Origin of the sequence: Mycobacteroides sp. H003 (assembly GCF_001440135.1) — a bacterium.
GTDB classification, from domain to species: domain Bacteria; phylum Actinomycetota; class Actinomycetes; order Mycobacteriales; family Mycobacteriaceae; genus Mycobacterium; species Mycobacterium gwanakae.
In genome coordinates, this window is record NZ_LJYL01000009.1 from 935,667 (window position 1) to 958,418 (window position 22,752).

At 63.9% G+C, this 22,752-nt stretch carries 23 protein-coding genes and 1 pseudogene; 16 read left to right on the plus strand and 8 right to left on the minus strand.

Annotation, left to right across the window (positions count from 1 at the left end):
• Positions 1 to 21: 21 nt before the first annotated feature.
• Positions 22 to 1,812: a long-chain fatty acid--CoA ligase gene (locus AOT87_RS04930; protein ID WP_057968550.1), complete on the minus strand. Its 1,791-nt coding sequence runs from the start codon at positions 1,810 to 1,812 to the stop codon at positions 22 to 24.
• Positions 1,813 to 2,109: 297 nt separating this feature from the next.
• Between AOT87_RS04930 and AOT87_RS04935 the strand changes: the two genes are divergently transcribed.
• From AOT87_RS04935 to AOT87_RS04955, 6 genes are all read left to right on the plus strand, one after another.
• Entirely contained in the window at positions 2,110 to 2,544 is a 435-nt protein-coding gene (locus tag AOT87_RS04935; RefSeq protein ID WP_030095177.1) for a nuclear transport factor 2 family protein, read from the plus strand.
• Positions 2,545 to 2,648: 104 nt separating this feature from the next.
• Positions 2,649 to 3,143, plus strand: a complete 495-nt coding sequence (locus AOT87_RS04940; RefSeq protein ID WP_030095178.1) for a hypothetical protein — start codon at positions 2,649 to 2,651, stop codon at positions 3,141 to 3,143.
• 183 nt (positions 3,144 to 3,326) lie between these two features.
• Complete coding sequence (locus AOT87_RS04945) at positions 3,327 to 4,565, plus strand: acyl-CoA dehydrogenase family protein (protein ID WP_057968565.1); 1,239 nt, start codon at positions 3,327 to 3,329, stop codon at positions 4,563 to 4,565.
• Positions 4,562 to 5,338: an SDR family NAD(P)-dependent oxidoreductase gene (locus AOT87_RS04950; protein ID WP_057968551.1), complete on the plus strand. Its 777-nt coding sequence runs from the start codon at positions 4,562 to 4,564 to the stop codon at positions 5,336 to 5,338. The genes AOT87_RS04945 and AOT87_RS04950 overlap by 4 nt, the downstream gene beginning before the upstream one ends.
• Positions 5,339 to 5,379: 41 nt before the next feature.
• Positions 5,380 to 6,138 carry an SGNH/GDSL hydrolase family protein gene (locus AOT87_RS27565; RefSeq protein WP_081343216.1) on the plus strand — a complete coding sequence of 253 codons (759 nt, stop codon included), beginning with the start codon at positions 5,380 to 5,382 and terminating at the stop codon, positions 6,136 to 6,138.
• 144 nt (positions 6,139 to 6,282) lie between these two features.
• Positions 6,283 to 6,882: a PadR family transcriptional regulator gene (locus tag AOT87_RS04955; RefSeq protein WP_057968552.1), complete on the plus strand. Its 600-nt coding sequence runs from the start codon at positions 6,283 to 6,285 to the stop codon at positions 6,880 to 6,882.
• A gap of 228 nt (positions 6,883 to 7,110) precedes the next feature.
• On the opposite strand, the gene AOT87_RS04960 is transcribed toward AOT87_RS04955, so the two are convergent.
• From AOT87_RS04960 to AOT87_RS04985, 6 genes and pseudogenes are all read right to left on the minus strand, one after another.
• A complete protein-coding gene (locus AOT87_RS04960; protein ID WP_057968846.1) occupies positions 7,111 to 7,263 on the minus strand; it encodes a hypothetical protein in 153 nt (50 codons plus the stop codon).
• A 93-nt stretch (positions 7,264 to 7,356) separates the two neighbouring features.
• Positions 7,357 to 8,037: pseudogene (locus AOT87_RS04965) on the minus strand (sirohydrochlorin chelatase); the annotation flags it as partial.
• On the minus strand, positions 8,030 to 9,310 hold the full coding sequence (locus tag AOT87_RS04970) for a GTP-binding protein (protein ID WP_030095184.1): 1,281 nt from the start codon (positions 9,308 to 9,310) through the stop codon (positions 8,030 to 8,032). The pseudogene AOT87_RS04965 and the gene AOT87_RS04970, both read right to left, overlap by 8 nt.
• Positions 9,311 to 9,312: 2 nt before the next feature.
• Positions 9,313 to 10,242: a sulfate adenylyltransferase subunit CysD gene (cysD, locus tag AOT87_RS04975; RefSeq protein ID WP_030095185.1), complete on the minus strand. Its 930-nt coding sequence runs from the start codon at positions 10,240 to 10,242 to the stop codon at positions 9,313 to 9,315.
• Entirely contained in the window at positions 10,239 to 10,952 is a 714-nt protein-coding gene (locus AOT87_RS04980; RefSeq protein WP_030095186.1) for a phosphoadenylyl-sulfate reductase, read from the minus strand. Before AOT87_RS04980 ends, cysD begins: the two co-directional genes overlap by 4 nt.
• On the minus strand, positions 10,949 to 12,631 hold the full coding sequence (locus AOT87_RS04985) for a nitrite/sulfite reductase (protein ID WP_030095187.1): 1,683 nt from the start codon (positions 12,629 to 12,631) through the stop codon (positions 10,949 to 10,951). The genes AOT87_RS04980 and AOT87_RS04985 overlap by 4 nt, the downstream gene beginning before the upstream one ends.
• Positions 12,632 to 12,967: 336 nt before the next feature.
• On the opposite strand from AOT87_RS04985, the gene hemW reads away from it, so the two are divergent.
• Complete coding sequence (gene hemW / locus AOT87_RS04990; protein WP_057968847.1) at positions 12,968 to 14,143, plus strand: radical SAM family heme chaperone HemW; 1,176 nt, start codon at positions 12,968 to 12,970, stop codon at positions 14,141 to 14,143.
• Positions 14,144 to 14,149: 6 nt separating this feature from the next.
• Here the strand turns inward: hemW and AOT87_RS04995 are convergent, their stop codons facing one another.
• Positions 14,150 to 14,458: a type II toxin-antitoxin system VapB family antitoxin gene (locus AOT87_RS04995; protein ID WP_030095189.1), complete on the minus strand. Its 309-nt coding sequence runs from the start codon at positions 14,456 to 14,458 to the stop codon at positions 14,150 to 14,152.
• A 124-nt stretch (positions 14,459 to 14,582) separates the two neighbouring features.
• Here AOT87_RS04995 and hrcA point away from each other — a divergent pair, with 124 nt between their 5' ends.
• The 9 genes from hrcA to AOT87_RS05040 all read left to right on the plus strand — a co-directional run bounded on the left by hrcA (position 14,583) and on the right by AOT87_RS05040 (position 22,739).
• Positions 14,583 to 15,608, plus strand: a complete 1,026-nt coding sequence (hrcA, locus tag AOT87_RS05000) for a heat-inducible transcriptional repressor HrcA (RefSeq protein WP_030095190.1) — start codon at positions 14,583 to 14,585, stop codon at positions 15,606 to 15,608.
• Between the two features lie 34 nt (positions 15,609 to 15,642).
• Positions 15,643 to 16,788, plus strand: coding sequence for a molecular chaperone DnaJ (dnaJ, locus tag AOT87_RS05005; protein WP_057968848.1), 1,146 nt, complete (start codon positions 15,643 to 15,645; stop codon positions 16,786 to 16,788).
• A 3-nt stretch (positions 16,789 to 16,791) separates the two neighbouring features.
• Positions 16,792 to 17,565: a 16S rRNA (uracil(1498)-N(3))-methyltransferase gene (locus AOT87_RS05010; RefSeq protein WP_057968849.1), complete on the plus strand. Its 774-nt coding sequence runs from the start codon at positions 16,792 to 16,794 to the stop codon at positions 17,563 to 17,565.
• A 162-nt stretch (positions 17,566 to 17,727) separates the two neighbouring features.
• On the plus strand, positions 17,728 to 18,693 hold the full coding sequence (locus AOT87_RS05015) for a PhoH family protein (RefSeq protein ID WP_199340262.1): 966 nt from the start codon (positions 17,728 to 17,730) through the stop codon (positions 18,691 to 18,693).
• Positions 18,690 to 19,202 carry an rRNA maturation RNase YbeY gene (ybeY, locus tag AOT87_RS05020; RefSeq protein ID WP_005060346.1) on the plus strand — a complete coding sequence of 171 codons (513 nt, stop codon included), beginning with the start codon at positions 18,690 to 18,692 and terminating at the stop codon, positions 19,200 to 19,202. The genes AOT87_RS05015 and ybeY overlap by 4 nt, the downstream gene beginning before the upstream one ends.
• Positions 19,202 to 20,518, plus strand: coding sequence for a hemolysin family protein (locus tag AOT87_RS05025; protein WP_057968850.1), 1,317 nt, complete (start codon positions 19,202 to 19,204; stop codon positions 20,516 to 20,518). The genes ybeY and AOT87_RS05025 overlap by 1 nt, the downstream gene beginning before the upstream one ends.
• On the plus strand, positions 20,511 to 20,837 hold the full coding sequence (locus tag AOT87_RS05030) for a cytidine deaminase (RefSeq protein WP_030095195.1): 327 nt from the start codon (positions 20,511 to 20,513) through the stop codon (positions 20,835 to 20,837). Before AOT87_RS05025 ends, AOT87_RS05030 begins: the two co-directional genes overlap by 8 nt.
• Positions 20,834 to 21,748 (plus strand): GTPase Era, encoded by a 915-nt coding sequence (era, locus tag AOT87_RS05035; protein ID WP_030095196.1) that lies wholly within the window; start codon positions 20,834 to 20,836, stop codon positions 21,746 to 21,748. The genes AOT87_RS05030 and era overlap by 4 nt, the downstream gene beginning before the upstream one ends.
• A 142-nt stretch (positions 21,749 to 21,890) precedes the next feature.
• Positions 21,891 to 22,739, plus strand: coding sequence for a DUF559 domain-containing protein (locus AOT87_RS05040; protein WP_057968851.1), 849 nt, complete (start codon positions 21,891 to 21,893; stop codon positions 22,737 to 22,739).
• Positions 22,740 to 22,752: the final 13 nt, after the last annotated feature.

The window sequence follows — 22,752 nt, forward strand, 5'->3', positions numbered from 1 at the left end:
TGTTCTTGTGGGAGCCGATCACTATCGATAGAGGTCTTCGATCTCTGACGCGTACTTGGCCGTTATATGTCGGCGCTTGAGTTTCATGGTAGGTGTAATCTCATCGCCGCCAGGTTCCCAGGTCCGCGGCAAAATCAGGTACTTCTTGACCTGCTCTGCACGAGACAATTTAGCGTTGGCCCTTTCGATCCCGGCCGCCATTTCCTTGGTGATAATGGGGTGGTGGCACAGGTTTTCCGTTGACGCGAGTGTCAAATCATGCTTCACAGCAAGCAATTTCAGTTCTGCCTGATCGAGAGTTACGAGTGCGGTGATGTAGGGCCGCTGTTCACCGACCGCCATAACAGCTCCGGCGAGGGGGCATGCGGCGGCGATCGTGTTTTCGATCCGAGTTGGTGACATGTTTTTGCCGGATGAGTTGATGATCAGTTCCTTTTTGCGGTCGATGATGGTGACGAATCCGTCTGGATCGATTGTCGCGATGTCGCCGGTGTGGAACCAGCCTTCGGAATCTATTGCTTCCGAGGTTTTTTCGGGTTCACCACGGTATCCGCGCATGATCTGTTGTCCGCGTACGAGTAGTTCGCCGTCGTCGGCGAGACGAATTTCGGTGCTTGAGAGTGCTTGTCCGACGGTGCCGATCCGCATGTTGTTGGGTCGGTTGATGGTGACTATGGCGCTTGTCTCGGTCAATCCGTATGCCTCGCAGATGGGGATTCCCAGGCCCAGGATGAACGTGTGCGTTTCCGGTGGGATTGGTGCGGCGCCGGACGCTCCGAGTTGGACGGCGTCCAGGCCAAGCGTCATGCGTATCTTGGCCAATACAAGTCGATCGGCGAGAGCGTGCTGGACGCGCAACCATGGCGTCACAGGCCGCTGACTGGACCGGCGGCGTATTCGTTCCTGGCCGACTCGTAGCGCCCACGCGGTAAGCCTTCTTTTCGAGGGGCTGGGGTCTGCCACTAATTGGGACTCTAACGCCGACTTGATCTTTATCCAGATCCTTGGAACGCCCATAAAGATGGTGGGCCGAATCTCTCTGAGGGTTTCCAGTATTTGGCTGATGTCACTGACGGTCGTAATCTGCACTCCCAGCAGGAGGTTGGCATAGTGACCGACCCATCTGTTCGCGGCGTGCGCATCGGGCAGGTATGACACCGCTCGATCGTGTGGGCCGATCGGCGCTAGTTGCGTGAGGGCGTTGGCGTTGGTCATGAAGTTTTCGTGGCTTAGCTCAGCGCCCTTGGGAAGCCCGGTGGTGCCGGAGGTGTAGACGATAGTCAGAATGTCGGTCGCATTTACGGCTTGCCATGTCGTATCGAAGTCGAATGTGCTGTTCGGCGTGGCTTCTACCGATGACAGGCTGATCGTTTCATCGCCGTGACTGTCGACGCTGATGATGTGTTCGACCTTCCCCCCAATGCGCGTAGCGGCGAGTATGCGATCAACAAACTGTTCCTCGCAGATCACCACGCGGTTGCAGGCGTTCTCGAAAAGATGCGCCAACACATCGGGCGGGTTGGTGTTGTACATCGAGAATGGAGTTGCGCCGGTATGGAGTACCGCGGTGTCGCAAAGGTGAAACTCCGGCCGGTTGGTGAGCATCAGCGCGACTGTGTCGCCCGCCGTTACACCAAGTGCGGCTAGGCCGGTCGCGATATGACGGACACGTTCTCCGTACTCACGCCAGGTGATGCTGACCTTGTCATGCGGGGTTCGGATCGCGACGCGATCCGAGTAAGCCTTCACGTTGTACTGAAACGCTTCGCACAGTGTGCGATGAACTACGTAAGTCGCGGCATCAGCGGGCACGCCGGCGGCACCTGTGCAAGGGCGGTCGACATGACGGTGGCGGGCTGTCGATGACTGCATAAACAAGTTCCCCCAGATGCGACGAGTGGGCCATCTCTTCATCAGCGCGGCTCCCAAGGGGCGATGGCAACCGATGGAGTCGCCAATCTCAACTTCTGGAGGTGCTGTTTGTTCTTTGGTAGCAACAGTTTCGGCGTCGGACGCGAGGTGCTCATCGAGAATCTCCTAGATAAGATAGTCATATATACTTATAGTCAATATTATGACTATAAACCCCGCTTTGGAAGGACTTCTGACGTGACAACCGTTGATCGTTTCCGGGCCGCAGTTGAGGCTCGCGAGGTCTCGGCGCTGGAGCCGCTGTTCACCGAGGATGCACGGTTCTACAGCCCGATGAAGTTCTCCGCATTCGTTGGTCGGCCTGTGGTGCTCAAGGTTTTCGGCGTGCTGCTGACCCAGGTCTTTGAAGACTTTCGTTATGTAGGAGAACTTGCCGGAACCGCTGAGACCGCGGCAGGTGGCAGCGTCGAATCGCATGTGATGGTTTTCCGGGCGACTGTGGGCGACAAGCAAGTTCATGGCATCGACTTGATCCAACTCGACGAGATCGGGCTGATCCAGGAATTCACCGTGATGCTGCGCCCGCGCAGTGCGCTTGACACCGTTGCCAAGAAGGTCGCGGAGGGGTTGGTCGCAGAAGGGCTGCTGCCTGCGTCCGCGCTCGCATTCTGAAGGTATCGAGCGACCATCCCTGACGTCTTTAAACCTGCAAAAGTTCTGGAAAACAGCTCATCGCAATGTAATTCAGTATCTACCACTAACCAAGGAGTTGTACTATGCCAAACCTCGACGCCTACATTCCGAAAGGTGCTCTGTCGCCTGATGCCGAACGTGCACTCATCGCAAGACTGACCGATATTGTGCTGCGGCACGAAGGGGCTGACCCGGCAAACCCGCTGGTGCGCTCGATCGCGTGGGTCTCGGTGCACCGCCCGGAAGAGGTCTACGTCGGTGGCGAGCCTGTGACCGGTGCCCCTCGCTATCGGTTTTACGCGGCCGCTCCGGAAGGGCAGTTCACCGACGATCGACGCAGAGCCATGGTCTCGGACATCACCACCGCGGTGCTTGATGCCGAGGAAGGTGAGCACCCGCGCGACCCCCAACGCGTATGGGTGCTCACGCCCGACATCAAAGAGGGGACATGGGGAGCAGCCGGCCAAATCGTCCGATTGGCTGACATCCTTACCTTCGCAGTCGGTGACCCAGAAGTAGGTCGCAAGCTTGCAAACAAAGCACTAGCCCGAAGCCGTACCGAGTCTGCAGCAGGCTAGTCCCGAGTAGGCCGAACTAGCTGAACCTCAACAGTTCTGAATCACAAGCCCGGAGCGGCCCGGTGCAGGCCGCCAGAACGTGACGGCGCTGCACCGGGAGCAAGTTCGAACTCAATTCACGGCGATGCCGTAGCCGTTTGGCCAGTGGTAGCGCCGCGCACACCCAACCAAAATGAGGAATACATGAGTGTCACAACCGACAGCTCGGCAGCATCATCGCTAGTCGACCTACCTACTGAAATTGCCGAAGCACGTACCTGGGCACATGATTTTGCCGAAAAATACGTACGGCCGGTCGGAGCAGAATACGACGAGAAAGAAGAAACACCGTGGCCGGTCTTGCGTGAGGCGGCCGCCGCTGGCCTGTACTCGCCGGAGTTCGCGCTGCAGTCCCGCGACGATGCTACGGGCTTGCTGATGCCTGTTGTGGCTGAGGAACTCTTCTGGGGCGACGGTGGGATCGGTCAAGCTCTCGTTGGTACGTACTTGCCCGTCTACGCCCTATTCGGTGCCGCCACCGAAGAACAAATTCATGACTGGCTTCCGTCCTTTTTCGGAACCCCGTCCGAACCTGCCGTGGCGGCTTTATGCGCCAGCGAGCCCGGCGCCGGAAGTGACGCCGCCGCCATACGCACACGCGCGCAGTTCGATCAGCGCACCGGTGAATGGGTGCTCAACGGGGTCAAGACCTGGGCCTCCAACGGTGGCATCGCCGGTGTGCACGTTGTGAACGCAGTGACCGATCCCGATCTCGGAGCCCGTGGCCACGCGCTCTTTTACATACCGCCCGGCACACCCGGGCTTCGTCAAGGACAGAAATTCCGTAAACATGGAATCCGGGCGTCACACACCGCCGAGGTGCTGCTCGAAGATGTGCGGATCCCGGCTGACAATGTCCTGGGCGGCAAGGATCAACTTGAGGAGCGTCTGGCAGCCGTGCGGGAAGGCAGACGAGTCCGAGTCCCAGCGGGCATGGCGATATTTGAACGGGCCCGGCCAGCCAACGGTGCTATGGCGATCGGAATTGCGCGCGCCGCGTACGAGCACGCACTTGAATACGCCACTGTACGTGAGCAATTCGGGCGGCCAATCATCGAAAACCAGGCCATCGCGTTCATGCTGGCCGATATGGCGACCGATATCGACGCCGCACGCTTACTGGTCTGGCGCGCAGCCTCCATGGCCGCCCTCGAGCGCCCCTTTACCCGCGGAGAGGGCAGTATGGCAAAGCTACGCGCCAGCGAAGTGGCAGTGCGCACCACCGAACGGGCTATCCAAATCCTTGGCGGCAACGGATACACACGCGACTACCCCGTAGAACGATGGGCCCGAGACGCAAAGATCTTCACCATTTTCGAGGGCACCAGCGAGATCCAAAGGCTCATGATCAGCAGCGCCATCGCGAAACGGAGGATCCGATGAACGCCGGCCAGCGCTCACTTGCCGGCAAGACGGTGGTGGTCACCGGAGGCGGCCGCGGCATAGGCCGCATGATCACCGAAGGACTACTCCTACGGGGCGCCACCGTATACATCAGTAGCAGAAAAGGAGACGAACTACGCACAGCTGCAAAGGAACTGGAAGAGTATGGCGCGGTGCACGCCATACCCGCGGATCTCGGTACGGCCATAGGCGTCGGCAAACTCGCCTCCGAGCTTGGGGAGCGGGAGACCAAGGTGCACGCATTGATCAACAACGCTGGCGCCAATTGGGGTGCCCCGTTTCAGGATTTCCCAGCCGACGCATGGGATCGGGTGCTTTCGGTGAATCTCAAGGGCGTCTTTCTCCTGACCCAAGCCTTGGTCCCACTTCTCATGGCTGCGTCTACCGTTGACGATCCGGCCCGGGTGGTCAATATCGGCAGCATCGATGGGCTTCGTGCGCCGCAGCCTGGTATCACCAACTTTTCCTACAGTGCAAGCAAGGCGGGTGCGCACATGCTCACCCAACATCTAGCTGGCGAACTAGCTCCGGCGATTCTCGTCAATGCCGTTGCACCGGGCCTATTCCCATCCAAGATGACAGCACCGCTGCTGGCATTTGGAGAAGATGCTATCGCCGCCCAGATTCCCTTGCGCAGAGTCGGCCGCTCATCAGATATCGCGGGGTTGGTGGGGTTTCTACTTGGTCCCGGCAGCACTTACATCGCCGGAGCGATCATCCCCATCGACGGCGGCGTCACTGCCCGACGGTGAACACACGGTCGGTCCAAGGCAGATATGAGAGTGGACACGAAATGGTCTATCGCTACGTAGCTCTAGGCGACAGTCTGTCGGAAGGAATCGGTGACACCCCATGGCCCGATGGGCGGGCCATGGGGTGGGCAGATCGCTTGGCACAAAAGATCGCAACCCACCGCGGCGAGATCCTTTATGCCAACCTCGCAGTCCGCGGCAAGCGCGCAGAACAGGTGCTTGCCGAACAGGTTGAATCGGCCCTAGCGCTCTGTCCAAACTTGGTAACTGTTACTGCAGGGGTCAACGACATACTGCGTCCAGGCGCCCGTCCAGACGCGGTGGTGGACGCCCTCGACCAGATCGTGCGCCGCCTCCGTGCGCGACACACACAAGTGCTCTTAGTCTGCGCGCCAGACCTTGGAGCACTGACCTTCCTAGGGAGTCTGATGTCGAGGCGCGTAACTGCATTGAATGCGGGAATCACTGCCATGGTTGATTCTTACGGCGTTTACGTACCCACGCTTCCCGCAGGCTCAGTATTCGAGGACCTCCGGGCGTGGTCACCAGACCGGCTGCATCTAAGTCCGCTCGGCCACGAGTGTCTCGCATGTTGCGCTGCGTCGAGTCTGTCAATCCCCGGGGATCAAGAATGGGCCCAGCCACCGGCCGGACAAGCACCCAAGCGCGGAATAGTCACTGAAATTCGCTGGGCAGCAACATATTTAATGCCTTGGATCGGGCGTCGGATCCGCGGTGTGTCTTCCGGTGATGGCCGTGTGGCAAAACTGCCTGAGCTCAAGTACTTGCAGGCCAGATGATTATGTCGTTGGCTGCGAGATCACACGAAAGTACCCTCGCCGTATCCGGCCGCGGTTCGTACGTGCAGATCGACACTTCGGTTGTACTGGCAGGTCCAGATCGCTTCAGAACCCTTGATATGTTGATCCCTGAGGGAGGCCCTGATGGCATTGCGGCATGCCGTGCTCGCAGCACTACTTAACGGCGAACGAAGTGGCTACCAGCTAGCCAAAGCATTCGACATCGGTGTCTCAAATTTCTGGCAGACCGGCCCCCAGCAGCTATACCTCGAACTGAACAAGCTCGAAGAGCAAGGCCTGGTCACAGGACGACAAGTCATCCAGCAACAACGCCCAAACAAACGCATGTTCACTGTGACCGCCGCGGGAATTGATGAGCTTGAGCAGTTCGCCACTGCGACATGTAAGCCCTCGTTCATCCGCGACGATCTGATGGTCATGGTGCAAGCAGCTGACTCGATCAGTCTGGACGCCGTGGTGCGACAACTCGAAGAACGCGCACAGATTGCTTCGGGCAAGGTTGCCGCGTACGACAGTCTGCTTCACGCTATGCGCGGCGAGCTCGACGAAGAATCATTCCTACAGCAAGCCACTCAAGTTGGCCCCTACCTCACATGCTTGCGGGGCCGAGCATTCGAGGCCGAAAACCACGCATGGTGTCAGCGCGCGACTGCGGTACTTCGTTCACGAGCATCAGGCCAACACGAACGAATTCAACCCTCCAAACGGAGTCGACGTGCGTAGGGCGTCCGATGCGTTGCGCTTGGGGGTCCGCCGTGGCCATGCCATTCACTATGGCCGGGGGAGTTACGGTCTTGGCGGGATGGCGCGCGGCACCCGGGCACTGCGTGTTGCGGCGAGAGAAGGCGTTGTTGTCGCTCATAAGCGGGTACGACCAAGCATGGTCGCCGAGCCGGGTTGGGTAAAGAAAATGGCCCCCGGTTCTCCGGGGGCCATTTTGTCTATCGCGCTCTAGTGCTCGTCGTAGTGATCGCCGTGCGGGGCGTGGCGGTGCCCGTCGTGGATGTAATCCACGTGGTCCTCGTGAGCAACTGCCTCGTGGCCGCAGTCAGGGCCGTGAACGTGGTCGGGGTGGTCGTGGGTCTTGTGCTCGGTGCTGGTCACGCATCCGACCCTACGTCAGACATGCGCATATAACAATGCGTTCGTCGGGATGCGGCGCGGATGTGCTGTGGGTTTTGTCAGTGCGTTACCGGGGACCGGCGCTGCGACTGCCGATGCGTACCGGTGCACCACGACCTCGGCGACCAGCCGGTTAGAGCCCAGCGGTGCTGCCATGTGGATATCCGCGTCTGCAGCCTCGGCGCGCACCCGGTCCAGCAGCAGGCCGGAGGACAGGAACCACGGTGCGACAACGATTTCCGTGGCACCACGGGAACGCAGCGAGTCCGCGGCGGCGGCAAGGGTGCTCGATTCGCCGGTGGCGAAAACTGTCGTTGAGATCTCCCACTGCATAGCGAGCGAGCGGGTGCGGTCGTTGGCTGTGGAGTCCGAGGATCCGACCGCGGACAGAATCACGCCGGGATTGTCGATGCCGAGCTCGACCACCCGACGCCGGGCCAGGCGTAACAGCCGGTCATCTGCCCCGAGCACAGGTGCTTGGGTGACTCGCAATCCCGGGGGCGCCGAAGACAGCACGGTCGGCAGGTCGATCCGGGCGTGGTAGGCGTCGGACAGCAGCAGCGGCACCACCACCACGTCACCGCTCAGATCGCGCAGTACGTCTACCAGGTTCGGCTCGGAGAGCTCCAGAAACGCGAGCCGGACTTCCAGATCCGGCCGGAGCAACCGCACCTGCGCTACCAATCGGCGCGCATTCTCCGCGAACCGCGGGTCGCGGCTCCCGTGCGCGACGGCAAGGAGCGTCGGATTACGCACGATTCAGTTCGACGGCGCGCAGGGCGTCGCCGACCAGTCCCGCCGCCAGCGTGTTGCCACTCGACGGATCGATCAGCAGGAAGCTCCCCGCGGTCCGGTCATCGACGTACTCGTCGACGCTGATCGCTTCCGCGAGGCGAATGCTGATCTGACCGATGTCGTTGAGCTCCAAGGATTCCGGTGCGGGATCGGCAGACAGGTTCTGCTCGTCGAAGCGTTCCACCAGCTCGCCGACGATCGCGGGAACGGTGCGGGTGCCGTGCTTGAGCAGCAGGCGCGCCCCGGCCTTCAGCGGCTTGTCGGCCAGCCAGCACACGGTGCCCTCGATCTCAGAAACCGGTTCGGGCACGTCGGGCGCAGCGATCAGATCGCCACGTGAGGCATCCACATCATCGGCCAGGATCAGCGTCACGCTGCGTCCCGCCTCGGCGACCTCGAGCGGCCCATCGGCGGTGTCGATGCCCGCCACTGTGGTGCGCTGCCCGGCGGGGGAGATGACCACCTCGTCACCCACCCGCACCACGCCGGCGGCGACCTGCCCGGCGTAACCGCGGTAGTCGGGGTACTCGGCGGTACGCGGACGGATCACATATTGGACCGGGAAGCGCAGACCGACGGTGCTCGACTCCTCATGTGCCGGAATCGATTCCAGATGCTCGATGAGGGTTGGCCCGCTGTAGAAGCCGGTGCGCTCGCTGCGGGTGGCGATGTTGTCACCATGCAGTGCCGAGACCGGGATCTCCACGACGTTCTCGGGCTTCCAGCCCAGCGAGCTGGTCAGCTCGTTGAACTCGGCGCTGATCGCTTCGAAGATGCGGGCGCTATCGGCCACCAGGTCGATCTTGTTGACCGCCAACACCAGCCGTGGCACCCCCAACAGCGCCAGCACCGCGGCGTGACGGCGAGTCTGCTCGATGACACCCTTGCGAGCGTCGACGAGAAGGATCACCAGCTGTGCGGTCGACGCCCCCGACACCGTGTTTCGGGTGTACTGCACGTGCCCGGGGGTATCGGCGAGGATGAACGAACGCTTCGGGGTGGCGAAGTACCGATACGCCACGTCGATGGTGATGCCCTGCTCGCGCTCGGCGCGCAGACCGTCGACAAGCAGCGAGAGATCGGGGGCATCAAGCCCGCGTGACTCGGAAGCCTTTGTGACGGCATCGAATTGGTCGATAAGCACCGACTTTGTGTCATACAGCAGCCGGCCCACCAAAGTGGACTTACCGTCGTCGACACTGCCGGCGGTGGCGATGCGCAGAAGATCGCTCATGATCAGAAGTAGCCCTCTCGCTTGCGGTCTTCCATGGCCGCCTCGGACACTCGGTCGTCGCCGCGGGTCGCGCCGCGTTCGGTGATCCGCGATGCGGCCACCTCGGCGAGCACGGCATGGACGTCGGCGGCATCGGAGAGCACCGCGCCGGTGGTCGAGCCGTCGCCCACGGTCCGGTAGCGCACCGAAAGTGTTTGCAGCTCTTCGCCGTCGCGCGGTCCACCCCACGGGCCGGGAGTCAGCAGCATGCCGTCGCGGTTGAACACCTCGCGCTCATGGGCGTAGTAGAGGTCGGCCAGCTGTACGTTTTCGCGCGCGATGTAGCGCCACACGTCCAACTCGGTCCAGTTGCTGATCGGGAACACCCGCACGTGCTCACCCGGGGCATGCCGGCCGTTGTAGAGGCTCCACAGCTCGGGACGCTGCTTCTTGGGATCCCACTGGCCGAACGCGTTACGCAGACTGAAGATGCGCTCCTTGGCGCGCGAGCGCTCCTCGTCGCGACGTCCACCACCGAGCACCGCGTCGAACTTGTTGTCGGTGATGGCCTCGAGCAGCGGGATGGTCTGCAGCGGATTGCGGATTCCGTCGGGCCGCTCGGTCAGGCGCCCGTCGGCCAGGTAGTCCTCGACTTTCGCGACGACGAGGCGCAGGTTGTGGCGTTCGACGATCTCGTCGCGGAAGTCCAGCACCTCGGGCAGGTTGTGGCCGGTGTCGACGTGCAGCAGCGCGAAGGGAAGCGGTGCGGGCCAGAAGGCCTTGAGCGCGGTGTGCAACAGCACCGTCGAATCCTTGCCGCCGGAGAACAGCAGCACCGGGCGCTCGAACTCGCCGGCCACCTCACGAATGATGTGAATCGACTCGGATTCGAGGTCGGTCAGTGTTTCCGTCTGATTCAACACAGACTCCATTTCGGTCTCCGTCGTCGTCATGAGGCGTGCAGCCCACATTCTGTCTTGGCCAGGCCCTGCCAGCGGCCGCTGCGCGCGTCGGCGCCCAGTGCCGGTTTGGCCGTGCACGGGGCACAGCCGATCGACGGATAGCCCTCGTCCACAAGCGGATTCACCAGGGTGCCGTGCTCGTCGATGTACTTCTGCATGTCCTCGTCGGTCCATGCGGCGATCGCGTTGATCTTCACCAGCCCGAACGCCTCGTCGAAGCTGATCAGCGGTGCGTTGGCGCGAGTCGGGGCATCGACGCGGCGCAACCCGGTCACCCACGCGGAGTACCCGGAGAGCGACTTGCGCAGCGGCACAACCTTACGGAGGCGGCAGCATTCGCCGGGGTTGCTCGCGAACAGGTCCTTGCCCACCAACTCGTTCTGCTGCGCCACCGTCTGCTCGGGAGCCACATTGACGATGTGGATGTCGTACACCGATTCCACGGCATCGCGCGTGCCGATCGTCTCGGCGAAGTGGTATCCGGTGTCCAGGAACAAGACGTCGACGCCCGGACGCACTTGTACGGCAAGGTCGATGAGTACCGCGTCCTGCATGTTGGAGGCCACGACGTACTCGCCGCCGAAGTTCTCGTCGGTCCAGCGCAGCAGTTCCTCGGCAGAGGCATCCTGCAGTTCGGCAGCGCCGCGCTCGGCCAGCTCGCGCAGCTGGTCGAGGTTCTTCTGGCCCTCCAGCACGCTCATCGCAGATCCGCCTCCTCGGCCCGAACCGCCCACTGCGCGAAGCGCTCTCCGTCGGTGCGCTGCTTGACGAAGTTGCGGACCACCCGGTCGATGTAATCGCCGAGTTCGGTGCTGGTGACCTTGTGCTGACGCAGCTTGCGGCCGAATCCGCTGTCCAGGCCGAGGCTTCCGCCCAGGTGCACCTGGAAGCCCTCGACACTGTTGCCTTCGCCGTCGTCGACCATCTGACCCTTGAAGCCGATGTCTGCGACCTGCGAACGCGCGCACGAGTTGGGGCAGCCGTTGATGTTGATGGTGACCGGAGTATCCAGCTGGGCGTTGAGATCGTCCAACCGCTTGTCCAGCTCGGGCACCAGATCCTGTGCGCGCTTGCGGGTTTCGGTGAAAGACAGCTTGCAGAACTCGATACCGGTGCAAGCCATCAGATTCTTGCGCCAGTGCGACGGACGCGACGGCAACCCGAGTGCGTCCAGCGCGGCGGTGAGTTCCGCCAGGTTCTCATCGGGGACGTCGAGGATGATCAGCTTCTGGTACGGCGTGAACCTGACCCGGTTGGATCCCGCCTTCTCGGCAATGTCGGCGACCGCCGACAAGATGGTGCCGGACACCCGGCCCGCGATGGGGGAGACACCAACGGCGTTGAGCCCGTTCTTGAGTCGCTGCACGCCGACGTGGTCGATGGGCCGCGGCGGCTGCACCGGGGCAGGCCCGTCGATGAGTGGGCGCTTCAGGTATTCGGTCTCGAGAACCTCGCGGAACTTCTCGACGCCCCAGTCCTTGACCAGGAACTTCAACCGGGCCTTGGCGCGCAGACGGCGGTAGCCGTAGTCACGGAAGATGCTGACGACGCCCTCCCACACGTCGGGCACCTCATCCAGTGGCACCCACACCCCGAGGCGCTGCGCCAGCATCGGGTTGGTCGACAGGCCGCCGCCCACCCACAGGTCCAGGCCGGGACCGTGCTCGGGGTGCACCACGCCGATGAAGGCGACGTCGTTGATCTCGTGCACGACATCCTGCAGGCCGGAAATGGCCGTCTTGAACTTGCGGGGAAGGTTCGCGTACTCCTTCTTCCCGATGTAGCGGCGCACGATCTCGTCGATGGCCGGCGTCGGATCGAGCACCTCGTCCAGGGATTCACCGGCGAGCGGCGAGCCCAGGATCACGCGGGGGCAGTCGCCGCAGGCCTGGGTGGTGTGCAGACCGACCTCGTCGAGACGGCGCCAGATCTCCGGCATGTCCTCGACCCGGATCCAGTGGTACTGCACGTTCTCGCGGTCCGACAGGTCGGCGGTGTCCCGCGCGTACGTGGTGGACAGATCACCCAGGGTGCGAAGCGCCTGAGTCGTCAGTGCGCCGCCGTCCGAACGCACCCGCAGCATGAAGTGATCGTCTTCGAGCATGTCGGTGTTCTCGTCACCGGTCCAGGAGCCGTCGAAACCCGGCTTGCGCTGGGTATACAGACCCCACCAGCGGAAGCGGCCACGCAGGTCGGTCTTGTCGATGCTCTCGAAGCCCTTGTGGGCGTAGATGGTTTCGATGCGCTCCCGCACGTTCAGCGGGTGATCGTCCTTCTTGGCTTGCTCATTGGGGTTCAGCGGCTCGTGTTCTCCGAGGGCCCACTGGCCCTCGCTGCGCTGTGGCTTCGGGCGAGCGGGCCGGGTCTCGCTGGTGGTCATGGTGCTCCTCAGAAAGGCAGGCACAGTCGTGGGCGACACACCGGGGGCTGACCGGAGGCGCAAATCCTCACGACCGTTTGGGTGGCAGACGGGTAGGACTACGTCACTAAGGGAGACAACACGCGCTACAGACACGCTTCAGGTCGATGTGTCGCCGCGCGACAAGGGGGACCTGATGTGTGCTCACCCGGCCAATTGTGCCATGAGAAACTGACACCCCACACGACCGGGTCGTAATTCCGCTCATTGTGAGCAAAACCTCTATTGGGCTTGGGGGATTCCCGCTATTGACCGCGCAGATTTTTTCTGCCGTCGACCCTGGCACACACTGGACCGGTGAGACCCGAAACGATTGCCACCCTGCCGCCCCTGGTGCCGGCTTCGGGGCGCCCGTTCGGGATCTATGTGCATGTTCCGTTCTGCGCCACACGCTGCGGATACTGCGATTTCAACACCTACACCGCTGACGAACTCGGCGACGGCACCTCGCCCGCGGGCTGGCTTGAGGCGCTGCGTGCCGAGCTGGACCTGGCCGCGCGGACCCTGGACGGAAAACCACCGGTGGAAACCGTGTTCGTCGGGGGCGGGACGCCCTCGCTGTTGGGTGGTTCCGGGCTCGCCGAGGTGCTCGACGCCCTCGGGACCCACTTCACGCTCGCGCCGGGTGCCGAGGTCACTACCGAGGCCAACCCCGAATCGACCTCGCCGGCGTTCTTCGAGACGATTCGGGCCGCCGGATACACCCGGGTCTCTTTGGGCATGCAGTCCGCGGCCCCGCACGTGCTGGCGACGCTGGATCGCGTGCATGCGCCCGGCCGGGCGGTGGCGGCGGCGCGAGAGGCACGCGCGGCCGGTCTTGAGCACGTCAATCTCGACCTCATCTATGGCACTCCGGGCGAAACCGACGATGACCTGCGCCGGTCCGTCGATGCGGTGCTCGACGCGGGGGTCGACCACGTATCGGCGTATGCGCTGGTCGTCGAGGAGGGCACCGCGCTGGCGCGGCGCGTGCGGCGCGGCGAGCTGCCCAATCCCGATGAGGACGCCCTGGCCGATCGGTATCAGCTGCTGGACACCGCGCTGTCGCAGGCCGGGCTGAGTTGGTACGAGGTGTCCAACTGGGCACGCCCCGGCGGGCAGTGCCGTCATAACCTCGGATACTGGGCAGGCGGCGACTGGTGGGGTGCCGGGCCGGGTGCGCACGGACACGTCAACGGGGTGCGGTGGTGGAACGTCAAGCACCCCAACGCCTATGCCAAGCAGTTGGGGGCAGGGCAGCTTCCCGTCGGCGGGCACGAGATCCTCAGCCCGGCCGAACGGCATACCGAGGATGTGCTGCTGGCAGTCCGGCTGAACACGGGAATCGCCTTGGCAGACTTGACTGTTGAGGAACGTGGCCGGGTGCCTGCCGTAGTGTCCGGGGGACTGGCGCGGCTCGTGGATGACCGGCTGGTGCTCACCGATCAGGGGCGCCTGCTGGCCGATGGCGTGGTGCGCACCATCCTGGACTAGCGCCGGCTAAACGGACCGCAGCTGGTCCATATCGAAAACCCTGGCGTGCAACACGACCCGATTACGCAGCGCGGCGCGCACGGCGCGATGCAGCCCGTCCTCTAGATAGGTGACGCCCTGCCATTTCACCGCGTGCGGAAACAGGTCTCCGTAGAACGTGGAGTCCTCACTGAGCAGCCGGTCCAAGGCGAGCACCGTGGTGGTGGTGACCAGTTCATCGAGTCGGATCTGCCGGGGCGGGATGCGTGACCAATCCCTGGTCGATAGCCCGTGTTCTGGATACGGCTTCCCCTCACGGACACCTTTGAAGATCACCGCAAACCACTCCGTAATGATCCCGCCATAACACCTGAGGTTAGCGTGGACGGCCGTGGTGGAGGGTTGGGGCAGCCTGGCCCCGTAAAATGAGAGGCAAATCGCTGCTCCGAGGGAGGTGACCATGGCCAGTGCCGATGACAGACGCTTCGAGGTGCTGCGCGCCATCGTCGCCGATTACGTCACCACCAAGGAGCCGATCGGCTCCAAGGCCCTGGTCGACAGGCACGGACTCGGCGTTTCCAGCGCCACCGTCCGTAACGACATGGCGGTACTGGAGGCAGAGGGCTACATCGCGCAACCGCACACCAGTTCAGGACGCATTCCGACCGAAAAGGGCTACCGCGAATTCGTCAACCGGCTCGAGGACGTCAAACCGCTCTCGGGCGCAGAACGCAAGGCCATCCTGAACTTCCTGGAAGGCGGCGTCGACCTCGATGACGTGTTGCGCCGCGCGGTGCGGCTGCTGGCACAGATGACTCGTCAGGTTGCCGTGGTGCAGTACCCGACGCTGTCCTCGTCGAGCGTGCGTCATCTGGAAGTGGTGCTGTTGACCCCGGCCCGGCTGTTGTTGGTGGTCATCACCGACACCGGGCGGGTTGATCAGCGGATTGTCGAGCTGGGCGATGTCATCAACGACGAGCAGTTGGGCCGTCTCCGTGTGCTGCTGGGCGCGGCCCTGGACGGCAAGAAGCTGTCGGCGGCCTCGGTGGCCGTCGCCGAGCTGGCCGAACAGTCCGACGATGACCTGCGTAATCCCCTGACGCGCGCGGCGACGGTGCTGGTGGAGACGCTCGTCGAGCATCACGAGGAACGCCTGCTGCTCGGCGGCACCGCCAATCTGACCCGCAACGCGGGCGATTTCGGCGGTCAGCTGCGTACCGTGCTGGAGGCGCTCGAGGAGCAGGTGGTGGTGCTGCGCTTGCTCGCCGCACAGCAGGAGGCGGGCCGGGTCACCGTGCACATCGGTCACGAAACCGCTGCTGAGCAGATGATCGGCACCTCCGTGGTCTCCACCCCGTATGGTGCGGGCGGAGCGGTGTTCGGCGGTATGGGTGTGCTGGGGCCCACACGGATGGACTACCCGGGAACCATCGCGAACGTCGCGGCGGTTGCCATGTATATCGGCGAAGTGTTAGCCAATCGCTAGCAGTATGTGAACTAGACAGGACGTAACAGGCACAGTGGCGCGTGATTACTTCAGCATTCTTGGGGTCAGCAAGGGTGCCAGCGATAGCGAACTCAAGCGGGCGTACCGCAAGCTCGCCCGCGAGCTGCACCCCGACATCAACCCCGATGAGCAGGCGCAGGCGCGGTTCAAGGAGGTCAGCGTCGCCTACGAGGTGCTGACCGATCCGGAGAAGCGGCGCATCGTCGACCTCGGTGGGGACCCGCTGGAGAACGGCGGTGGTGGCAACGGGTTCGGCGGTTTCGGTTCGGGCTTCGGCGGCCTGGGCGACGTCTTCGAGGCATTTTTCGGCGGTTCGGCCGGCGGATCACGCGGTCCGCGCGGACGGGTGCAGCCCGGGTCCGATTCGCTGCTGCGGATGCGCCTGGAGCTCGTGGAATGCGCGACGGGCGTCAGCAAGCAGGTGACGGTCGATACCGCGATTCTGTGCGATGGATGTGCGGGCAAGGGCACCCACGGCAACTCGGCACCGAGCGCCTGCGAGACCTGTGGTGGCCGTGGCGAGGTGCAGACGGTGCAGCGGTCCCTGCTTGGCCAGGTGTTGACCTCGCGCCCCTGTCCGACGTGCCAGGGGGCCGGAGAGGTCATCACCGATCCGTGCCACAAGTGCGGTGGCGACGGCCGCGTGCGCGCGCGTCGCGAGATCACGGTCAAGATCCCGGCCGGTGTGGGCGACGGCATGCGGGTGCGGCTGGCCGCGCAGGGTGAGGTCGGCCCCGGCGGCGGGCCTGCCGGTGACCTGTACGTCGAGGTGCATGAGAAGCCCCATGACGTGTTCATTCGTGACGGGGACGACCTGCACTTCACGGTCCGCGTCCCGATGGTGGAGGCGGCGCTGGGTACCAGTGTGTCCGTCGACGCCATTCTCGACGGCGACACCACCATCAAGGTCGAGCCGGGCTCGCAGCCCGGATCGGTGGTGACGCTGCGCGGTAAGGGCATGCCTCATCTGCGCACCGGTGTGCGCGGCAATCTGCACGCCCACCTGGATGTGGTGGTGCCGACCCGGCTGGACTCCAAGGAGCGTGAGCTCTTGAAGGACTTCCGGACCCGCCACAAGGACGGCGCCGAGGTCGTGTGGGCCGAATCCGCATCCGGCGGGGTGTTCTCGCGGCTGCGCGAGGCGTTCACGGGCCGGTAATCGATGGCGGCAGCCACGATCTTTTACGTTGACCACGTCCCCGCCGCCGGTGAACGGGTAATCCTCGACGGCGATGAGGGACATCACGCGACGCGGGTGCTGCGGATGCGGGTCGGTGAGCCGGTCATGGTGTGCGATGGCGCGGGCGAGGTCGGTGACGGCGTGGTCGCCTCCGTTGAGCGCGCCACCCTGTCGATTGAGGTGACCGGGCGCTGGGGCGTGGTCGCCGCGACACCCAAAGTGACTGTGGTGCAGGCGCTTCCCAAATCCGATCGCTCCGAGCTTGCCGTCGATCTGGCGGTGGAGGCGGGTGCCGACGAGATCGTCCCGTGGCAGGCACAGCGCTGTGTGTCGCGCTGGGACGCAAAGGCGGCGAAGGGGCAGCAGCGTTGGGAGGCGGTGGCGCGGGCGGCGTCACGCCAGTCCCGTCGGGCCTTCGTGCCGACGGTGTCGGAACTGCACTCGACGGCGCGGCTGGCCGAGCTGGTCCGGGCGCGGATCGCCGACGGTGCCATCGTGCTGGTGCTGCATGAGTCGGCGGATTCCGGGCTCAGTGCGCTGGGTGAGCGGCTGTCCGCGTCGTCGTCAGTGGTCTTGATCGTGGGGCCCGAGGGTGGTGTTGCCGACGAGGAGCTGGGGGTTTTGACCGACGCGGGTGCGGCTGCCGTGCGTTTGGGTCCGACGGTGTTGCGTACGTCCAGTGCCGCGGCCGTCGCGCTGGGCGCCCTCGGGGTGCTCACGGATCGGTGGGCGGCCGGTCCGCTTACGCACCGTTGAGCGCTAATCGCGTGGAGGCTGACGGTTGCCGGCGGTAAACTCGAGGCAACTCCACAACCCAAGAAAGCAGGCGACCGTAACCACGTGACGAGCCGAGAACAAGGTGCCGCTGCGCCGGCTTCGGAAGCACGCAGCAGCGTCGAGATTCCGAATGACCTCATCATGGGCCTGCTGGGTTCAGCCGATGAAAACCTGCGAGAGCTTGAGGACGTCCTTGCCGCCGATGTCCACGCCCGCGGAAACACCATCACCTTCACGGGCGAGCCCGCCGATATCGCGCTTGCCGAGCGGGTGATTTCCGAGCTGATCGTGATCGCCCGGCGCGGTCAGCAGCTCACGCCGTCGACCGTGCGGCACACCGTGGGGATGCTGACCGGCGATGGTGACGAGTCACCCGCCGAGGTGCTGAGCCTGGACATCCTGTCGCGGCGCGGCAAGACGATCCGGCCAAAGACGTTGAACCAGAAGCGTTATGTGGACGCGATCGACGCCAACACGATCGTCTTCGGCATCGGCCCGGCCGGTACCGGTAAGACGTACCTGGCAATGGCGAAGGCGGTCAACGCCTTACAGAGCAAGCAGGTCACCCGCATCATCCTGACGCGGCCCGCCGTGGAGGCGGGCGAGCGGCTGGGGTTCCTGCCCGGCACACTGAGCGAAAAGATCGATCCGTACCTGCGGCCCCTGTACGACGCGCTGCACGACATGATGGATCCCGAGCTGATTCCCAAGCTGATGGATGCGGGGGTTATCGAGGTCGCGCCGCTGGCCTACATGCGCGGCCGGACCATCAACGACGCGTTCATCATTCTCGACGAGGCGCAGAACACCACCGCCGAGCAGATGAAGATGTTTCTCACCCGGCTGGGCTTCGGCTCCAAGATCGTGGTGACTGGTGACATCACTCAGGTCGATCTGCCGGGCAACGCCCGTTCCGGGCTGCGCGCGGCCATGGACATCCTCGACAACATCGAGGGAATTCATTTCTCGGAGTTGACCAGTGCCGATGTGGTGCGCCACCGGCTGGTCTCGGAGATCGTGGATGCCTACGCGCGGTTTGAGGACTCGGACTTGACGGGCAATCGCGCGCAGCGGCGCGCGTCGGGGAACCGGAGCCGGCACCGATGAGCATTGAGGTCGTCAACGAGTCGGGTATCGACGTCGCCGAGGGCGAGTTGGTCAGCGTCGCACGATTCGCCATCGCGGCAATGGATGTCCATCCGGCCGCCGAACTTTCGATGATGCTCGTCGACCTGGCGGCGATGGCCGACCTGCACATGCGGTGGATGGACCTGCCCGGCCCCACCGACGTGATGTCTTTCCCGATGGACGAACTGGAGCCCGGTGGGCGTCCCGACGCGCCCGAGCCGGGTCCGTCGATGCTGGGCGATATCGTGCTGTGCCCGCAGTTCGCGGCCGAACAGGCTGAGGCGGCGGGACATTCGTTGGCGCACGAGCTGGCGCTGCTGACGGTGCACGGTGTGCTGCACCTGCTCGGCTACGACCATGCCGAGCCCGAGGAAGAGCGCGAGATGTTCGCGCTGCAGAACCAGCTGCTGCAGGACTGGTATGAGCAGCAGGCCCAGCTGTACCGAGATAGCCGTCTGCTCGACAAGTCGCGCAACTTCGACGAGTGATGTCTGGCATAGGGCTGCTGCTGGCGGCGATCGCGCTCGTCGGCCTGGGCGGCGCGTTCGCGGCCATCGACGCGGCCATCAACACGGTGTCCTCGGCGCGTGTCGACGAGCTGGTTCGTGAGGAACGGCCTGGCGCGGTGCGGCTTTCGGTGGTGATCCGGGAGCGTCCACGCTATGTGAACCTGGTGGTGTTGCTGCGCACCACCTGCGAGATCTTGTCGACGGTGTTCCTGGTCGGCTATCTCACCGCGCGGATGAGCCTTGGTGCGGCGTTGATGATTTCGGCGATTGTCATGGTGGTGACGAGTTTTGTGGCCATCGGTGTGGGGCCGCGCACGTTGGGGCGTCAGCATGCGTACTCGATCGCGCTAGGCGCCGCCGTCCCCTTGCAGGTGATTTCGGTGCTGCTGGGCCCGATTTCGCGGTTGCTGATTGTGCTCGGCAACGCGGTGACGCCCGGACGCGGTTTCCGCAACGGACCGTTCTCCTCCGAGATCGAGCTGCGCGAGGTGGTCGACATGGCGCAGCAGCGCGGCGTGGTGGCCGATGACGAACGCCGGATGATTCAGTCGGTGTTCGAGCTGGGCGATACGCCCGCCCGCGAGGTGATGGTGCCGCGCACCGAGATGGTGTGGATCGAATCCGACAAGACGGCAGGTCAAGCGACTTCTCTGGCGGTGCGCAGCGGACACTCCCGCATTCCGGTGGTTGGGGAGAACGTGGACGACGTCGTCGGCGTGGTCTTCCTCAAAGATCTTGTCCAGCAGACGTACTACTCGGTGAATGGTGGGCGCGACGTCACCGTGGCGCAGGTGATGAGGCCCGCGGTGTTCATCCCGGACTCCAAGCCGCTGGATGCGCTGCTGCGTGAGATGCAGCAGCACCGCAAGCACATGGCGCTGCTGGTCGACGAGTACGGGGCGATCGCCGGGCTGGTGACCATCGAGGACGTGCTGGAGGAGATCGTCGGGGAGATCGCCGACGAGTATGACCATGACGAGGTCGCCCCGGTGGAAGATCTGGACGACAAGGTGTTTCGTGTCTCCGCCAGACTGCCGATCGAGGACTTGGGGGAGCTGTACGACATCGAGTTCGATGAGGACCTGGACGTCGAGACGGTCGGTGGACTGCTGGCGCTCGAGCTGGGACGCGTTCCACTGCCGGGGTCAACGGCTGCCTCGCACGGACTTTTGTTACAGGCCGAGGGCGGTCCGGACACGCGCGGCCGGGTGCGCATCGGGACAATCCTGGTGCAACCCGACCCCGACAGCGGCACAGCGGCAGACGACGAGAAAACGGAGGAAAAAGATGACTGAGTTGGATGCAGAAGACAACAAGCTCGTCGTGCTGGCCCGTGGAGCGATGGGGCGTGCCGAAGCGAAGTCGGGAGCGGCGGTGCGCGACGGCGACGGCCGTACCTACGCCGGTGCGCCGGTGTCGCTTTCGGCGTTGTCGTTGACGGCGTTGCAGGCGGCGGTGGCGGCGGCAGTGTCCAGTGGGGCCTCGGTCATCGAAGCGGCGGTGCTGGTCGGCGGTTCACACGAGGATCCGGGCCTGGCCGCGGTGCGCGAGCTTTCGCCGTCGGCGACGGTCATCGTCACCGATCGCACCGGCGTGCCTGCGGGGCAGCTGTGACCTCGCCGGAATTCCGTTCGGGTTTCGTCTGTTTCGTCGGCCGGCCCAACACCGGCAAGTCGACGTTGACCAATGCGCTGGTCGGCCAGAAGGTAGCCATCACGTCGAACCGGCCGCAGACCACCCGGCACACGATCCGCGGCATCGTGCACCGCGAGAACTTCCAGATCGTGCTCGTCGACACTCCCGGTCTGCATCGACCGCGCACGCTGCTCGGGCAACGGCTCAACGACCTTGTGCGCGATACGTATTCCGAGGTCGACGTGATCGGCCTGTGCATCCCGGCCGATGAGGGCATCGGGCCGGGCGACAAGTGGATCTACGAGCAGATCAAGCTCGTCGCACCGCGCACCACGCTCATCGCGATCGTCACCAAGATCGACAAGGTGAGCAAGGAGCGGGTGGCCGAGCAGCTGCTGTCGGTGTCGCAGCTCGTCGGGCCGGACGTCGACATCGTGCCGGTGTCCGCTGTCTCGGGCGCCCAAGTCGAGGTGCTGACAGAGGTTTTGGCGTCCAAGCTGCAGCCGGGGCCCGCGTTCTATCCCGACGGTGAACTGACCGATGAGCCCGAAGAGGTGCTCATGGCCGAGCTGATCCGCGAGGCGGCGCTCGAAGGTGTGCGCGATGAGCTGCCGCACTCGCTGGCAGTGGTGATCGACGAGGTGAACGAGCGTGAGGGGCGGCCCGAGGGTTCGGAGCTGATCGACGTGCATGCGATTCTCTACGTCGAGCGGGACAGCCAAAAGGGCATCGTCATTGGTAAGGGCGGTACGCGGTTGCGTGAAGTCGGGACCAACGCGCGCAAGCAGATCGAAAAGCTGCTCGGCACCAAGGTTTTCCTGGATCTGCGGGTCAAGGTCGCCAAGAACTGGCAGCGCGACCCCAAGCAGCTCGGCAAGCTCGGCTTCTAGCGGCGGGGTCCTTTCCGCGCCCGCCCGTTTTCCGCCGGGCCCCTTTCGCGCCGAGACCGAGGTTGTGGCGGTTTCGTCTCGCACAAATTCACCACAACCTCGGTCTCGCTCACGTGTCAGAGGTGCATGGCATGGTCGCGACATGGGGAAACTGGTCACGGGGAGTACGGCCATTGCGTCTGGCCTGCTGACACGTCACGAGCTGCGCACCGGCTATCGACGCATTTATCGCAATGTCTATCTACCCATCGGGGTGGAGCTCACCGCGACTATCCGTGCTGAGGCTGCCTTCTTGTGGTCCGACGGGAGCGCAGTGGTGTGTGGTGCCTCAGCTGCCGCCCTGCATGGCAATCCGTGGATATCGGCCGACCGTCCGGCCGAGCTGATTCGCGAATGGCGCAGTGCGCCTACGGGGATCATCTTGCATGCGGACACGCTGTGCCCCGGCGAGTCGACGGTGCTCGGCGGGATTCAGGTCACGACACCCGCCAGGACGGTGTTCGATATCGGGCGCCGGGTGCACACCTCTCGTGCTGTCGAGTTGATCGACGTGCTTCTCCGTAACTGCTCGATGAGCGAGGTACGTGAGGTCGCTTCGCGGCATAGGGGCGCGCGGGGGATCCGGCGACTGATGAATGTGCTGTCGCTGGCAGACCCTGGCGCCGAATCTGTTCAGGAGACACGCTTGCGGATGTGCCTTGTCGGTGCAGGGTTACCGCGTCCGGAAACCCAGATCGAGCTGGGCGGTCCTGACGGGCGGACCATTCGTCTCGACATGGGCTGGCGGGAACAACGGGTGGCTGCCGAGTTCGATGGTGCGCAGCACTGGGGCGATTCTGTGCAGCATCGCCGCGATATCGAACGGCAAGAGACCATCGCTGCGATGGGCTGGCGGTTGGTGCGCGTTAGTCGGGACCAGCTCATCAATCAACCGTTGGCGGTCGTCCACCGAGTTCGCGCAGCCCTGAGCGCTGCGTCAAGAGCGGCCTAGCCGCCGAGACCAA

What these genes read in the sequence shown, in the direction of transcription:
- ybeY (WP_005060346.1), top strand. Translation starts at nt 18,690, where the DNA reads ATGAGCATTGAGGTCGTCAACGAGTCGGGTATCGACGTCGCCGAGGGC.
- AOT87_RS04980 (WP_030095186.1), bottom strand. Translation starts at nt 10,952, where the DNA reads ATGAGCGTGCTGGAGGGCCAGAAGAACCTCGACCAGCTGCGCGAGCTG.
- AOT87_RS05025 (WP_057968850.1), top strand. Translation starts at nt 19,202, where the DNA reads ATGTCTGGCATAGGGCTGCTGCTGGCGGCGATCGCGCTCGTCGGCCTG.
- cysD (WP_030095185.1), bottom strand. Translation starts at nt 10,242, where the DNA reads ATGACGACGACGGAGACCGAAATGGAGTCTGTGTTGAATCAGACGGAA.
- AOT87_RS04985 (WP_030095187.1), bottom strand. Translation starts at nt 12,631, where the DNA reads ATGACCACCAGCGAGACCCGGCCCGCTCGCCCGAAGCCACAGCGCAGC.
- AOT87_RS05030 (WP_030095195.1), top strand. Translation starts at nt 20,511, where the DNA reads ATGACTGAGTTGGATGCAGAAGACAACAAGCTCGTCGTGCTGGCCCGT.
- AOT87_RS04950 (WP_057968551.1), top strand. Translation starts at nt 4,562, where the DNA reads ATGAACGCCGGCCAGCGCTCACTTGCCGGCAAGACGGTGGTGGTCACC.
- AOT87_RS04940 (WP_030095178.1), top strand. Translation starts at nt 2,649, where the DNA reads ATGCCAAACCTCGACGCCTACATTCCGAAAGGTGCTCTGTCGCCTGAT.
- AOT87_RS27565 (WP_081343216.1), top strand. Translation starts at nt 5,380, where the DNA reads ATGGTCTATCGCTACGTAGCTCTAGGCGACAGTCTGTCGGAAGGAATC.
- AOT87_RS05015 (WP_199340262.1), top strand. Translation starts at nt 17,728, where the DNA reads ATGGGCCTGCTGGGTTCAGCCGATGAAAACCTGCGAGAGCTTGAGGAC.
- AOT87_RS04945 (WP_057968565.1), top strand. Translation starts at nt 3,327, where the DNA reads ATGAGTGTCACAACCGACAGCTCGGCAGCATCATCGCTAGTCGACCTA.
- AOT87_RS04970 (WP_030095184.1), bottom strand. Translation starts at nt 9,310, where the DNA reads ATGAGCGATCTTCTGCGCATCGCCACCGCCGGCAGTGTCGACGACGGT.
- AOT87_RS05010 (WP_057968849.1), top strand. Translation starts at nt 16,792, where the DNA reads ATGGCGGCAGCCACGATCTTTTACGTTGACCACGTCCCCGCCGCCGGT.
- AOT87_RS04955 (WP_057968552.1), top strand. Translation starts at nt 6,283, where the DNA reads ATGGCATTGCGGCATGCCGTGCTCGCAGCACTACTTAACGGCGAACGA.
- AOT87_RS05040 (WP_057968851.1), top strand. Translation starts at nt 21,891, where the DNA reads ATGGGGAAACTGGTCACGGGGAGTACGGCCATTGCGTCTGGCCTGCTG.
- hrcA (WP_030095190.1), top strand. Translation starts at nt 14,583, where the DNA reads ATGGCCAGTGCCGATGACAGACGCTTCGAGGTGCTGCGCGCCATCGTC.